General features: G+C 71.4%; 13 protein-coding genes. 8 read left to right on the forward strand and 5 right to left on the reverse strand.

Annotated elements, in window-relative coordinates:
• Positions 1 to 3 precede the first annotated feature (3 nt).
• Together ACPXB1_RS14925 and ACPXB1_RS14930 are read right to left on the reverse strand one after the other, a co-directional pair.
• A complete protein-coding gene (locus ACPXB1_RS14925; RefSeq protein ID WP_425735487.1) occupies positions 4 to 2,397 on the reverse strand; it encodes a phosphoketolase family protein in 2,394 nt (797 codons plus the stop codon).
• Between the two features lie 66 nt (positions 2,398 to 2,463).
• On the reverse strand, positions 2,464 to 3,324 hold the full coding sequence (locus tag ACPXB1_RS14930) for a universal stress protein (protein ID WP_425735415.1): 861 nt from the start codon (positions 3,322 to 3,324) through the stop codon (positions 2,464 to 2,466).
• Between the two features lie 155 nt (positions 3,325 to 3,479).
• On the opposite strand from ACPXB1_RS14930, the gene ACPXB1_RS14935 reads away from it, so the two are divergent.
• The 7 genes from ACPXB1_RS14935 to ACPXB1_RS14965 all read left to right on the forward strand — a co-directional run bounded on the left by ACPXB1_RS14935 (position 3,480) and on the right by ACPXB1_RS14965 (position 9,844).
• Positions 3,480 to 3,716, forward strand: coding sequence for an HTH domain-containing protein (locus ACPXB1_RS14935; protein ID WP_053653558.1), 237 nt, complete (start codon positions 3,480 to 3,482; stop codon positions 3,714 to 3,716).
• A complete protein-coding gene (locus tag ACPXB1_RS14940) occupies positions 3,716 to 4,294 on the forward strand; it encodes a Clp protease N-terminal domain-containing protein (protein WP_425735488.1) in 579 nt (192 codons plus the stop codon). The genes ACPXB1_RS14935 and ACPXB1_RS14940 overlap by 1 nt, the downstream gene beginning before the upstream one ends.
• 95 nt (positions 4,295 to 4,389) lie before the next feature.
• Positions 4,390 to 5,394 carry a diacylglycerol/lipid kinase family protein gene (locus ACPXB1_RS14945; RefSeq protein ID WP_425735416.1) on the forward strand — a complete coding sequence of 335 codons (1,005 nt, stop codon included), beginning with the start codon at positions 4,390 to 4,392 and terminating at the stop codon, positions 5,392 to 5,394.
• Complete coding sequence (locus tag ACPXB1_RS14950; RefSeq protein ID WP_355597103.1) at positions 5,387 to 6,385, forward strand: YihY/virulence factor BrkB family protein; 999 nt, start codon at positions 5,387 to 5,389, stop codon at positions 6,383 to 6,385. The genes ACPXB1_RS14945 and ACPXB1_RS14950 overlap by 8 nt, the downstream gene beginning before the upstream one ends.
• Before the next feature lie 81 nt (positions 6,386 to 6,466).
• Positions 6,467 to 7,957 (forward strand): phosphatase PAP2 family protein, encoded by a 1,491-nt coding sequence (locus ACPXB1_RS14955; protein WP_355597101.1) that lies wholly within the window; start codon positions 6,467 to 6,469, stop codon positions 7,955 to 7,957.
• Between the two features lie 9 nt (positions 7,958 to 7,966).
• The gene (locus ACPXB1_RS14960) at positions 7,967 to 8,782 is read left to right on the forward strand and encodes an endonuclease/exonuclease/phosphatase family protein (RefSeq protein WP_355597099.1); all 816 of its coding nucleotides are present in this window, start codon (positions 7,967 to 7,969) and stop codon (positions 8,780 to 8,782) included.
• A gap of 54 nt (positions 8,783 to 8,836) precedes the next feature.
• Positions 8,837 to 9,844: a hypothetical protein gene (locus ACPXB1_RS14965; protein WP_425735417.1), complete on the forward strand. Its 1,008-nt coding sequence runs from the start codon at positions 8,837 to 8,839 to the stop codon at positions 9,842 to 9,844.
• Positions 9,845 to 9,990: 146 nt separating this feature from the next.
• Here ACPXB1_RS14965 and ACPXB1_RS14970 read toward each other — a convergent pair whose 3' ends face one another.
• Together ACPXB1_RS14970 and ACPXB1_RS14975 are read right to left on the reverse strand one after the other, a co-directional pair.
• Positions 9,991 to 10,830, reverse strand: a complete 840-nt coding sequence (locus ACPXB1_RS14970) for an alpha/beta fold hydrolase (protein WP_355629134.1) — start codon at positions 10,828 to 10,830, stop codon at positions 9,991 to 9,993.
• Positions 10,827 to 11,789, reverse strand: coding sequence for a TIGR03557 family F420-dependent LLM class oxidoreductase (locus ACPXB1_RS14975; RefSeq protein WP_355597093.1), 963 nt, complete (start codon positions 11,787 to 11,789; stop codon positions 10,827 to 10,829). Before ACPXB1_RS14975 ends, ACPXB1_RS14970 begins: the two co-directional genes overlap by 4 nt.
• A 373-nt stretch (positions 11,790 to 12,162) precedes the next feature.
• Between ACPXB1_RS14975 and ACPXB1_RS14980 the strand changes: the two genes are divergently transcribed.
• Positions 12,163 to 13,539, forward strand: a complete 1,377-nt coding sequence (locus ACPXB1_RS14980) for a cellulase family glycosylhydrolase (protein ID WP_425735418.1) — start codon at positions 12,163 to 12,165, stop codon at positions 13,537 to 13,539.
• 82 nt (positions 13,540 to 13,621) lie between these two features.
• On the opposite strand, the gene ACPXB1_RS14985 is transcribed toward ACPXB1_RS14980, so the two are convergent.
• Entirely contained in the window at positions 13,622 to 13,942 is a 321-nt protein-coding gene (locus tag ACPXB1_RS14985; protein ID WP_355597089.1) for a DMT family transporter, read from the reverse strand.
• Positions 13,943 to 14,025: the final 83 nt, after the last annotated feature.

Here is a 14,025-nt window from a genome sequence, read left to right on the forward strand (position 1 = left end):
TCCTCAACGATTCGTCGGGTCGGTTTCGCGGACCCAGCGCCACTCCGCCACCTGCGGATCGTCCTCGCCGTGCTCGCGGGTGTAGTCCCGGGCCGCGTGCCGGGCGTCGACCATCCTCTGGCGCAGGTGCGCTGCGCGGGCGGCCAGCCCCGGCACCCGGTCGATGACGTCGATGACCAGGTGGAACCGGTCCAGGTCGTTGAGCATCACCATGTCGAACGGTGTGGTGGTGGTGCCCTCCTCCTTGTAGCCGCGCACGTGCAGATTCTCGTGGTTGGTACGCCGGTAGGTGAGTCGGTGGATCAGCCACGGATAGCCGTGGTACGCGAAGATGATCGGCCGGTCCGGTGTGAAGATGGTGTCGAACTCGTTGTCCGGCAGGCCGTGCGGGTGCTCGGTGTCGGGTTGCAGGCGCATGAGGTCGACGACGTTCACCAGTCGTACCTTCAGGTCCGGCAGGTGCTGGCGCAGCAACTCGGAGGCGGCAAGCGCCTCCAGTGTGGGGACGTCACCGCAGCAGGCGAGCACGACGTCGGGCTCGGTGCCGCTGTCGCTGCTTGCCCACTCCCAGATGCCCAGGCCACGACGGGTGTGCTGGACGGCCTCGTCCATTGTGAGCCAGTTCGGTGCCTTCTGTTTGCCGGCCACCACCACGTTGATGTAGTGCCGGCTGCGCAGGCAGTGGTCCATCGTGGCGAGCAGGGTGTTGGCGTCCGGTGGCAGGTACACCCGCACCACCTCGGCCTTCTTGTTGACGACGTGGTCGATGAAGCCCGGGTCCTGGTGGGAGAAGCCGTTGTGGTCCTGCCGCCAAACATGGCTGGAGAGCAGGTAGTTGAGCGAGGCGACAGGCTGCCGCCACGGGATCGCCCTTGTCACCTTCAGCCACTTGGCGTGCTGGTTGACCATCGAGTCGACGATGTGGATGAACGCCTCGTAGCTGGTGAACACGCCGTGCCGGCCGGTAAGTAGGTAACCCTCCAGCCAGCCCTGGCACAGGTGCTCGGAGAGCACCTCCATGACCCGGCCGTCGGGCGAGAGGTGGTCGTCGCCGGGCACCGTGCCGGCCATCCAGGCGCGGTCGGTCACCTCGAAGGCGGCGCCCAACCGGTTGGAGGCCACCTCGTCCGGGCCGAACAGCCGGAACGTCTGCGGGTTGGCGGCGATGACGTCGCGGATCCACGGGCCGAGCACGCCGGTCGCGCCGGCCGTCGCCGTGCCCGGTTCCGCGACGTCCACGCCGTACGCCCGGAAGTCGGGCAGGTCGAGGTCGCGCAGCACGAGGCCGCCGTTGGTGACCGGGTTGGCGCTCATCCGCCGGTCGCCGCGCGGCGGCAACGTCCGCAGCTCCTCCACGGGGGCGCCGGTGGCGTCGAACAGCTCCTCGGGCCGGTAGCTGCGCAGCCACCGCTCCAGCTCGGCGAGGTGCCCCGGGCTGTCGCGGACCTTCGACAGCGGCACCTGGTGGGCGCGGTAGGTGCCCTCGACCTGGACGTCGTCGACCTCACGGGGCCCGGTCCAGCCCTTCGGCGTCCGAAGAATGATCATCGGCCAGCGGGGGCGTTCGACAGCGCCGCCGGAACGGGCCCGACGCTGGATCGCGGCGATCGCGTCCAGCGCCTCGTCCATCGTGGCCGCGAGCATCTGGTGCACGAGAGCCGGCTCGTCGCCGGCCACCACGTACGGCTCGTAGCCCGAGCCCCGCATGAGGTCCAGCAGGTCCTCCTCGGGGATCCGGGACAGCACCGTCGGGTTGGCGATCTTGTAGCCGTTGAGGTGCAGGATCGGCAGGACCGCCCCGTCGCGGGCCGGGTTGAGGAACGCACTGGAAAGCCAACTGCCGGCCAGGGGCCCGGTCTCCGCCTCGCCGTCGCCGACCACGCACGCCACCACGAGATCCGGGTTGTCGAACGCGGCGCCGAAGGCGTGGCTCAGCGCGTACCCCAGCTCGCCGCCCTCGTGGATCGAACCCGGCACGTCGGCTGCGACATGGCTCGGGATGCCGCCGGGGAAGGAGAACTGCCGGAACAGCTGGGCCATCCCCGCCTCGTCGTACGCCACGTCGTGGTAGCGCTCGGACCAGGTGCCCTCCAGCCACGTGTTGGCCACTATGGCGGGGCCGCCGTGCCCGGGGCCGGTGATCAGCATGGCGTTGAGGTCACGTGCCACGATCACCCGGTTGAGGTGGGCGTAGATCAGATTGAGCCCGGGGCTGGTGCCCCAGTGGCCGAGCAGCCGCGGCTTGATGTCGTCGGGGGTCAGCGGTACCCGCAGCAGCGGATTGCCCAGCAGGTAGATCTGCCCCACTGTGAGGTAGTTCGCGGCACGCCAGTAGGCGTCCAGCCGACGGAGTTCGTCGTCGGTGAGAGGGCGCTGCGCGTCGAGAACGGTGTCCATCATGCTGCCTCTCGCGGGTAGGGGCGGGCGTCCGGCTTTCAGCCTCGTCGCTGTCGATGCTCCACGTCAGGGCCGTCGGTCTCGGGCCGGGCGGGAATCCGGCCCGGCGAGTGGCACCTCGGCCAGGCCGCGTACGACGACGACGGGAGCGGGGGAGTGGTAGAGCAGGGACTGGGCCACGGCGCCCAGGATGGCTCGTCCGGGTTCGTCGCCACGGGCGGCGACGAGCACCACCTGCGCCGACCGGGACGCCTCGACAAGGACCTGACCGGGGTCGCCGCGGACGACGCGGCACTCGGTGGACACCCCCGGGTGGTGGTTGGCGTGGCGATCCATGGCCTCGCCGAGTTGCTCGGCGGCCGCGTCGGTGTCCTCGTCGGTCTCCACCGCCCGCATCGCCAACAGGGGGGTGCGGCGTCTCGCGGCGCAGGCCAGCGCCCACCGCAGGGCCAGGCGGGAGCTGGGTGAGCCGTCCACGCCGACCAGCACCGGTCCCTGTGGCGGAGGTTCGCGGCGAACCACGAGCAGTGGGCAGCCGGCGCGCGCGGCCATCTGCACGGCAGGTGTTTCGACGGGAGCGCCCGGGCGGCTGCCGGCCATCCCGCTGTCGCCGACAGCGAGCAGGAAGGCCATCTCGGACCGGCGGATGAGGGTGGGCAGCATGGTGCCCTCGACGATTTCGGCGCCCACCGTGAGGTCGGGCTCGATCTGGTGGGCGAGCTGGGCGGCCTTGGTGATCAGCTCCTCGGCCCGCTGTCGGGGTGCGGCGACGGTGTCCGCCGAGAAGGCCGCCTGCCAGTCGAAGATGTGCAGCAGGTGCAGTGCTCGGCCGTGCCCGGCGGCCTCCCGCGCGGCCTGCTCGACGACCGGGAGGTCGTGCTCCGAGCCGAGGCCGACGAGCACCTCCGCGTCGGCGGGTGCCGCCATCCGATATCACCTCCCGGGCGTCGCGCCCGGTACGACAGCGCTGTCCTTCACCGAGGGTAGTCGGGTGGTACGGGTGGCGGGGCGGATCGCCGCCGTTGCCCGGCGCGTCGTCAACTGAGGTTGACAGCGTGGCGTTGTCAACGTATGTTGACGGCATGAGTCAGGCGACAGAACTCGCGGCGGCGGCCGGCAGCACCGACCCACGTGTCGGCCTGCGCGCCGTCCGCGCGCTACGCCGGCTGCTCGAGCGGCTGGAGGTGGTCCAGGTGGACAACGCCCGTCGACAGGGCTGGTCCTGGCAGGAGATCGCCGACGCGCTCGAGGTCAGCCGGCAGGCGGTGCACAAGAAGCACGCCGGGCGACCGGCGGTCAACAAATCCTGGGAGGCGTGATGTTCGAACGATTCACCGACCGGGCGCGCAGCGTGGTGCGGCGGGCACTGGAGGAGGCACGGGACGAGGGCCAGCGGCCGGTCGGCACCGAGCACCTGCTGCTCGCGCTGCTCGCCGACGACGCCGGTCTCGCCAGCCGGGTGCTCGCCGACGCGGGCGTACGCGCCGACGACCTCCGCGCCCGGATCCGGCAGCACACCGCCACCGGGGGCGCCGGCCTCGGCGACGCGGACGCCGCAGCCCTGCGGGAGATCGGCATCGACCTGGCGGCGATCGTCGCCCGGATCGAGCAGTCCTTCGGCCCGGACGCGCTGCGCGAGGCAGTGCCGGCACCCCGTCGCCGCTGGGGGCGCAAGCGGTACCTCGGCGGGCCCTTCTCGCCCCGGTCCAAGAAGGCGCTGGAGCTGTCGCTACGCGAGGCGCTGCGGTTGCGCCACCGACACATCGGCACCGAGCACGTCCTGCTCGGGGTGCTTCGCGAGGGCGGTGGGCTGGGCGCCCTCGTGCTCGCCGAGTCCGGGGTGGACCTCGACGACCTGCGCGCCCGGGTGGAGACTGCCGTGCGGACGGCAGCCTGACCAGGTCCGTCGACATTTGAAACCTGTCTGTGGCACTCCCGACGCCACCGGGTCGCCGGGTCGCTGAAGCCGCCACAGTGCTGCACACTGGCGCCGTGGATCCTGGACAGGACAGGCGACCCTCGGGTGGCGACGGCGGGCTGCGCTCCGCCGTGGTGGTCAACCCGGTGAAGGTCGACGATCTCGACGAGCTGCGCCGCACGGTGAACGACGCCCTGGCCGCCGCCGGCTGGCCCGAACCCCAGTGGTTCGAGACCACCGTCGACGACCCGGGCCGGGGGCAGACCGAGCAGGCAGTCAAGGCCGGCGTCGATCTCGTCTTCGCCTGCGGCGGCGACGGCACAGTGATGGCCTGCGTCAGCGGGCTGGTCGGCACCGACGTGGCCCTCGCGGTGCTGCCGCAGGGCACCGGCAACCTGCTCGCCGCCAACCTCGGCCTCTCCACCGACCTCGCCGCCGGGATCGAGGTGGCCATCGAGCGGGGTCGGCGGCTGCTCGACGTCGGCGCCGTCGAGGACAAATACTTCACAGTGATGGCCGGCATGGGCTTCGACGCCCAGATGCTCGCCGCCACCTCCGAGACCACGAAGGCCCGCATCGGCTGGCCCGCGTACGTCATGGGTGCCGCCCGGCACCTGCGGGACCGGCCGATGCGGGTGCAGATCCGCGTCGACGATCGGCCGGCGGTGCGCCGCCGTGCCCGTTCGGTCCTGATCGCCAACGTGGGCCGACTCCAGGGCGGCGTACACCTGCTCACCGAGGCCGAGCCCGACGACGGCTGGCTCGACGTCGCCGTCCTCACCCCGCGCAACCTGCGGCACTGGCTCGCCCTCGGCTGGGCGGTGATCCGCCGCAGCGGGCAGGTGCCACGGATGGAGGTGTTCCGTGGTCGCCGGGTGGTCGTCACCAGCAACCGGGCGCAGCCCCGGGAACTGGACGGCGACCTCATCGCGCCGGGCCGGCAGCTGCGGGCCGAGGTCCGACCCCAGGCGCTGTGGCTCTGCGTCCCGCAACCCGAGGACACCCCCGATCTGGCAGTGGACGCGCAGGGCGCCGGGGAGCGGGGCGAGCAGCTGATCGAAGAAGCGCGCCGTGAGTAGTACCCGGATCGTGCCGGAAACCCGGCTGATGGCCGACGCCGAACTGTCCGCCGACGACGCCTGGCACACGCTGCGCCGCGAGGGCGGCTGGCACCTGCTGCGCGACGCCTTCGTCCGGTTCCGTTACGGCGACGGGTTCAGCCACGCGCGGGCCTTCGCGTTGCAACTCTGCCTCGCCGTGGTGCCGTTCATGATCGCCCTCACCGGCCTGATCAGCGAGTTGGGCGGCGAGGCCAGCCGGGTCGTCGCCGACACCGTGCTGGCGCTCAGCCCCGGGCAGAGCGATCAGGTGGTCGCCGAACTGCTCGGCGAGGGCGAACGCGTCGAGGATGCCGGGGAACTGGCCCTCACCCTCGGTCTGCTCACCGGGCTGGTCACGTTGACCACCACGATGGCCCAGATCGAACGCGGCGCCAACCGCATCTACGGCGTGGAACGGGACCGCCCGGCGCTGCACAAGTACGTCCGCGCCGCCGTCCTGGCCGTCACCGCGGGCCTGCCGGCGTTGGTCGGCTTCCTGATCCTGGTCGCCGGTCGCGCCGTCGGCGACTCGGTACGGGCACACTACGAGTGGGGTGCGGTAGCCGACGTCATCTGGAACGTCGTTCGCTTCCCACTGAGCCTCGGGCTGACAGTGCTCGCCGTGGCCGTGCTGTTCCGGCATGCGCCGCGTCGACGACAGCCCGGCCTGTCCTGGCTGTTCTTCGGCGCCGGCATCGCCACCGTCCTCTGGTGGCTGGCGAGTCTGCTGCTCGCCGCGTACGTGCGGTTCAGCGACGACTTCGGCCAGACCTACGGCGCGCTGACCGGCATGATGGCGCTGCTGCTCTGGGCAAACCTCACAGGCATGGCGCTCTTCGGTGGGCTGTCCTTCGCCGCCCAACTGGAGGCACTGCGGATCGGCGTGCAGGAGCCCGCCCAACCCGACCTGTGGGAGCCCGAGGCAGACCGCGCCGAGCTCCTCGACACCGGCGACATGACAGCCCTCTGACCTGCGCCGATCCGGTGCCACGTGTACGCGTGGCGCGGATCGGGTAAAGCGCCTCGCCAGGTACGACAAGGGAGGTGCGGGGTGACCGCGGTCAAAGAGGTGGCGCGGCGTCCGATCGGTCATTTCGCCGAACGGAGCATCGCGGGTCTGGTCGCCGTCACCGGCGCCGGGGTGGCCTTCGGGCTGCTGCTGTTGCTCGTACGGGCGCGGTGGAGCCCGCTGCAGGACGCCGACCACGCGGTGGCCGAGTGGTTCAACTCGCTTGTGGCACCGCACAAGCCGCTCGTCACGGTGCTCCAGGCGGTGACCGACCTGGGTGGCCGGCCGATCCTCATCTGGCTCGTCACGATCGCCGTGGTCGGGCTGCTGATCCGGAAGCAACCCCGACTGGCCGTCTACCTGATCATCACCGGTGTTGGTGGTCTGATCCTCGACCCGTCCCTCAAGGCGCTTGTCGGCCGGCTCCGCCCCGTGGTGGACGTGCCGATCGCCAGCGCCCCCGGCAACAGCTTCCCGAGTGGGCACGCGCTCGGCTCGTTCGTCGCGTACGGCGCGCTGCTGCTGGTGTTCCTGCCGGCGATGGCGCCCCGCTGGCGTAAGCCGGCGATCGTCGGCGTCGGCGTGCTCGTGGCGCTGATCGGGCTGACCCGGATCGCGCTGGGCGTGCACTTCGTCTCCGACGTGTTCGCCGGCTGGCTGCTGGCCGCCGCCTGGCTCGGCGTGACCGCGTACGCCTTCCGGCTGTGGCGTCGCGAGCGGGGCCGGCCGGTGCCGCCGCTGGCCGAGGGGCTGGAGCCGGAGGCAGGGCACGACATCGCCCCCGCCCCGGCCGAGGAGCACGTGCTGGCCCATCCCCGCTCGGCGGTTGCCGAGTTGCTTGTCGGCTGGGTTCTCGTGTTCGGCGCGCTGTACGCCTTCGGCATGTACGTCAGCTACCACGCCAAGGGCACCTTCTTCGACACCCTCGACACCGAGGTGCCGCGCTGGTTCGCCGAGCGGCACACCGAGCTGTGGACCGACGTGAGCTGGTGGTGGAGCAAGTTCGGTGACACCCACGCGATCCTGCTGATCTCGCTGGTGTTCTGCCCGCTGGTGCTCGCGGTGTGGCGGCGTTGGCGTCCGGTGCTGTTCGTGGCGCTGGCGATGATGGGGGAGCTGACCCTCTTCCTCGCCTCGGCGCGGGCTGTCGACAGGCCGCGCCCCGCTGTGGAGAACCTGGACGGGCCGATGCCCACCTCGTCGTTCCCGTCCGGGCACATCGCGGCCACCATCTGCGTGTGGCTCGCGATCACCGTCATCGTGTTCCCGCGTACCGACCGCTGGTGGCGTTGGATCTTCGTGGCGCTGGCCGTGATCATGCCGGTCGGGGTGGCCACCTCACGGATGTACCGGGGTATGCACCACCCGACCGACTTCATGGGCGCGATCCTGCTCTCCGCGCTCTGGATCGGACTTCTCTACTTCGTCATCCGCCCCAACGCCGACCTGAAGGAAGGCAACCAGCCGGCCATCGAGTCGGAGGACGTGGACACCCTCGACGACGAGCTGGCGCGTGCCGGCCGGCCTGACTGAGCGTCCCCTGTGCTGCGGGTGCTGACCTGGAACATCCGCACCGGCGGTCGGGACCGTGGCGGTCCCGACCGCCTGGACCGGGTGGTCGACGTCGTCGCCGGGCTGGCACCTGACGTGCTGGCGTTGCAGGAGCTGCGCGGCTTCGACCGGGGCGGCCTCATGGCGGAGGTGGCCGGCCGGCTGGGCATGACGGCCCACCTGGCCCGCTCCTGCTTCGGCCAGCCGGTGGCGGTGCTGGTCCGGCCCCCGCTGCACGTACTTGACGCGGGCACGCTGCGCCGGCCGTTCCACCACGCAGCAGCCCGCGTCGTGGTCGCCACCTCGGCCGGCCCGCTGACGGTGCTCGGCACCCACCTCTACCCGTATTCCGGGGGACGCCGACGGATGGAGGTCGACTGGCTGGTGGCGGCGACGCGACGCGCTCCGGGGCCGCTGACGCTGATCGCCGGTGACCTCAACTCGCTCGACCCGACGGTCGACCACACCGCCCGCCTGGCCGGGCTGCCCGACCTCTACCGCAGGCGGCACCTGCGGCGTACCGGCGGTGCCGTGGACACCCGCGCCGTCGCCCGGCTGCTGGCCGCCGGGCTTGTCGACCTGTGGCCCGCCAGCGCCGACGGCGCACCGGAGGCCGACGGTCTGACAGTGCCCACCCGGTTCGGCGGGGCCGAGTTCGCCGGGATGCGGCTGGACTACCTGTTCGGCACCCCGGAGGTGGCCGCTCGGGTGCGCGGATGCCGGGTGGTTCGCGGCGGGACGGCCGACACCGCCTCCGACCACTATCCGCTGCTGGCCGAGCTGGCAGTGGACCCGGCGCCGCACTGACCGGCGGCGCTACCCGGCTTCCCGCTGTGGCATCCACCGGTTACCGTGCCCACCGTGAACGACCGCGACGACGATCCGACATTCGGCCACAGGAGAGACTCCTATGTGACCGGGCCGGCCCGCTGGCCGGCCGATCCTGTCGGGGCGGAGCCGGCCGCCGTCCCGCTTCCGCTTGTCGCGGCCGTCGCGCGCGGTGTGGCGCTTGTCGTGGTGCTTCCGGTACGCCTGCTCTGGGAGCTGATCGCGGCCTCCGGCCGGCTGCTGCAACGCCACGTTCTCGACCCGACCGGCCGGTTCCTGCACCGCTGGCTGCTGACGCCGCTGGCCTGGGCGCTGCGTACCCTGATCTGGCTGCCACTGGTCTGGGCGGGGCGCACCCTGATCTGGCTGCCGCTGGTCTGGCTGGGGCGGGGCCTCGCGTGGAGTGCCCGCGTACTGGTCTGGGTGCCGCTTGTCGCGCTCGGCGGCCTGCTGGTGGCGCTGGCGTACGCGGCCGCGCGGGCGGTGCGCTGGCTGGTGTGGGAGCCGTTGGCGTGGCTGGGGCGCGTGGTGATCCGCCCGCCGTTGCTCTGGTTGGGGCACGCGGTGCGCTGGCTCGTCGACCGGGGAGTAATCCGGCCGCTGCGGTGGCTCGGCGCGATGCTCACGCCTCTGGGCAGGCATCTGTGGCAGGGGCTCGGAGTGCTCGCCGGTGCGGTGGTCGCCGCGCTGGTCTGGCTGGGCCGGTGGTGTTGGTGGGCCATCCGGGGCGTCGGCCTGCTGATCGTCGCCGCAGTGCTCGGTGCGTGGCGGACAGCCGGATGGCTGCTACGGCAGCTCTACCGGCTGCTGCTGCGTCCGCTCGGGCGCGCGCTGCGCTGGGTGTGGCGGCACACAGTCGTCCCGCTGCTGCGAGGTGTGCGGTGGGTCTGGTCGGTGACTGTCGTGCCGGTGGCGCGTGGCGTGCGGGCGCTCTGGCGGGCCACCGTGACACCTGTGGCCCGGTGGTTCCGTCGGTCGGTCCTCGACCCGGCCCGACTTGCCACCCGTGAGGTGTTCACCGCCCTGGGCCTGCGCCGCTGACCAACCGCTCAGAGCACCACGTTGAGCAGCACCGTGAGCACCACCGAGGCGAGGATCGAGAAGAGGATCATCAGCAGGCAGCCGAGGCCACCGCCGAGCGGGCGGATTTCCGTGTTGCCGAAGCGCATGGGTTCACCTTGTCGTCGTCAGAGTGGGGGTCGCGTCGTCAGAGCGGGGGCGAGCAGGTGGCGGATCGCGTCGGCGACCGCCGTCGGGGCGGTGGTGGCCACGTTGTGCGCGGCACCGGGGACGACCACCAGGTCGGCACCGGCCAGCCGGGCCGCCTGAGCCCGCCAACCCGCCGGCACCACCGGATCCCGGGCACCGGCGACGACGAGGGTCGGCGCGGTGACCCGGACCAGGTCGGCCTCGACGGCGTTGCGGGCCGAGTGCGACAGCGACGCGAAGACCCGCCACGGCCGGGCGTTCCACACGTCGCGTACAAGGATCGGCGCCTGAAGCGGCGCCTCGCGCGGGGTGTCCACCAGCCACCTGCCGAACAGCGCCCGGCGGGACCGGCCTGCCGGGTCACTTGTCGGCGCGGCGAGCACCAGCGCGCGTACGGACTCCGGATGGCTCGCGGCGAGCGCGGCGGCCACCTCCGCGCCGAAGGAGTGCCCGAGCAGGCAGACCGCCGGCAGCCGGTACGCGGCCAGCCAGGAGGCCAGGTGCTCGGCGTGCCGCCGTACGTCGTAGGCGCGCCTTGGGCGTTCGCTGAGCCCGAAACCGGGCAGGTCCGGCACGTACACCGGATGGGTGGCGGCGAGCGCGACGGCCAGCGGGGTGAGGTAGCGGTGCGAGACCGCCAGCCCGTGCACCAGCACCACGGGCGGCGCGCCGGTGCCCGGGTCGCCGCCGCGCCTCGTGTGCGTGCGCAATCCGTCGACGAGCCGCCATTCGCTTGTCAGCCCGGCGGCCGGCCGGGGCGCGGCGAGCGCCAGCCGGAGTTCCGCCCGACCGAACCGACCGGTGCGGGTCGTTCTCACAGCGCCCGCAGTCGAGGCAGCAATTGTTCCTGCGCCCAGTCCAGGAACATCGGCTGGGTCTCGCCGCCGACCTGGATGATCGCCACGTGGGTGAAGCCCGCGTCGACGAACTTGCGGAACGCCTCGACGTGCGCGTCGACGTCCGGGCCGCAGGGGACGCCCTCGGCGACGTCATCCTCCCTGACGAACTGGGTGGCGGCGGCGAAGGACTCCGGCCCCGGCAGGTCGGCGTTGACCTTCCAGCCCAGCCCGAACCAGCGGAACTGGTCGTGCACGATCTTGCGGCACTCCGCCTCGTCCGGGCCGTAGCAGATGGCCACCTGTCCGTAGCGGGGCTGGCCCGCGCCGCCTGCGTCGTCGTACATCTCGATGAGGTGCCGGTCGGGTTCGGTGGAGACCATGCCGTTGCCGTATTCGGCGGCCAGGGTGGCGGACTGACGGCCGGAGGCGGCGATCGCCATCGGCACGGGCCGCTCCGGGCGGTCCCAGACGTAGGCGTCGGGTACGTCGAAGTGGTTGCCGGAGAAGGTGAGCGTCTCGCCGTTGAGCAGCGGCCGGATGATCTGCAACGCCTCCTCGAACATCTCGTGCCGCTGCTGCACGTGCGGCCAGCCGCCCACGACGTGCTCGTTGAGGTTCTCGCCGGCACCGAGACCGAGGGTGAACCGTCCGTCCGAGAGCGCCCCGATGGTGCTTGCCTTCTGCGCCACCACTGCCGGGTGGTAGCGGCGGATCGGGCAGGTCACGAACGACATCAGCTCCGCGCGGGAGGTGGCGTGGGCGACCGCGCCGAGCACCGACCAGGCGTACGGGGAGTGGCCCTGGGCGTCCAGCCAGGGGTAGTAGTGGTCGGAGATCACCAGTTGGTCGAAGCCGGCAGCCTCGGCGCGTACCGCGTGGTCGACCAGTTGCTTCGGACCGGCCTGCTCGCACATCAGGGTGTAGCCGACGCTCACCATCCTGGTATCTCCTTCCCACCGCCCGGATCGTCCGGGGATACCCAGGGCAGCAAAGCTCAACCCTCCCGTCCGGTTCGGACGAGACAATGTGTGATCGATGGCGGGCCTGCCCACGAGTCGATTAACCGGTTAAGGGCTGCTGCCCCGCGTACACGGGATTTCAGCTGACCGCACAGCAGCGACCCGTGCCAGCGTGGGCGTCGTCGCTGTCCACACCTTCGGCCCGTGCACTGAACCGGTTGCGGCAAACGATCCATCGCCCTACGCTGATGTCTGCGCCGACGCGAGCCGGGCGCAGCTGCCGGGCTGCAGCTGCCAACCCCTGTCACGTCCCACCCCTGTCGGGCACCGGGGGTCCTCCCTGAGGAAGGCCATGAAAACTCGACTCTCCGCCGCCGGTGCGGCAGTGCTCGCGCTACTCGTCGCCGTGCTGGCGTTCGGGCAGCCGGCGCACGCCGCCAGCGGCTTCACCGTCTCGGGCGGCAAGCTCTACGACGCCAACGGCGCCGAATTCATCATGCGCGGGGTCAACCACGCGCACACCTGGTACCCGCAGCAGACCAGGGCGTTTGCCGACGTCAAGGCGCTCGGCGCGAACACCGTGCGGGTGGTGCTCTCCAGCGGCGACAGGTGGACCCGCAACACAAACGCCGACGTCGCAAACGTCATCTCCACGTGCAAGGGCAATCGGCTGATCTGCGTGCTGGAGGTGCACGACACCACCGGGTACGGCGAGCAGAGCGGGGCCATCACCCTCGACCGCGCCGTCGACTACTGGCTCAGCATCGCCGACGTCCTCGCCGGCCAGGAGAAGTTCGTCATCGTCAACATCGGCAACGAGCCGTACGGCAACCAGAACTACGCCTCCTGGGCCACCGACAACGCCAACGCGATCAAGCGGCTACGCGCCGCCGGGCTGGCCCACACCATCATGGTGGACGCCCCGAACTGGGGGCAGGACTGGTCGTTCACCATGCGCGACAACGCCGCATCGGTCTTCGCCGCCGACCCGGCCCGCAACACTGTGTTCTCCATCCACATGTACGGCGTTTTCGACACCGCCGCGGAGATCACCGACTATCTGGGCCGGTTCCGAGCGGCAGGGCTGCCGATCGTGGTGGGCGAGTTCGGCTTCAACCACTCCGACGGTGACCCCGACGAGGACACCATCTTCTCCTACAGCCAGGCCAACGGGATCGGCTGGCTGGGCTGGTCGTGGAGCGGCAACGGCGGCGGCGTGGAGTACCTCGACATGGCCACCTCCTTCAACCCGGCGAGCCTCACCACCTGGGGCCAGCGGATCTTCAACGGCGCCAACGGCATCCGGCAGACCTCCCGGCAGGCGAGCATCTACGACAGCATGCCCCCGCCCACGACCCCGCCGCCGACGACGCCTCCGCCCACCACGCCTCCGCCGACGACCCCGCCGCCCACCACCCCGCCGCCCACCGGTGGCTGCACCGCGGCGTACGCGATCACGAACCAGTGGCAGGGCGGCTTCCAGGGCGAGGTGCGGGTGACCGCCGGCAGCGCCGCGATCACCGGCTGGACCGTGCGGTGGACCTTCGCCAACGGTCAGAGCGTCAGCCAGGCCTGGAACGCCACTGTGACCAGCAGCGGCACCACAGTGACCGCCCGCAACGTGGACTACAACGGCCGGTTGGCCGCCGGGGCCAGCGCCAGCTTCGGCTTCATCGGCGGTTGGACCGGCACCAACGCCAAGCCGGAAGTGACCTGCACGGCGAGCTGACCGAGAGTCGGCAATCGGTGCTGATTGCTGGCGAGGGGTGGCCGGGCCTGGATCGTGGCTCGGCCACCTCTCCGACTCGTGGTCAATGCTCGCCGGCCAGGTTCACAATCACCACGCCCGCGATGATCAGTGCGATCCCGGCGAGCTTGGCCAACCCGACCGGCTCGTCCAGGAACACCGCCCCGATCGCCACGATGGTGGCGGTGCCAAGACCCGACCAGAGGGCGTACGCGACGCCGACCGGGATCTGCTTGACCGCCTGCGCCAACAGGATGAACGCCAGCAGGTAGCCGCCGAGGCAGGCCAGCGTGGGCCAGAGCCGACTGAAACCGGCGGTGGACTTGAGCAGGCTGGTCGCCACCACCTCGGCGGCGATGGCGATCGCCAGCAGCACGTACGCCATGGGGCCCCCGGGTCCTGACAGCACGGCAAAAACGTCGTCGATGATCAGGCTAGCGACACGACCGACACCCCTCCCGCAACCCC

Source organism: Micromonospora sp. DT68 (assembly GCF_049847245.1).
GTDB classification, from domain to species: domain Bacteria; phylum Actinomycetota; class Actinomycetes; order Mycobacteriales; family Micromonosporaceae; genus Micromonospora; species Micromonospora profundi.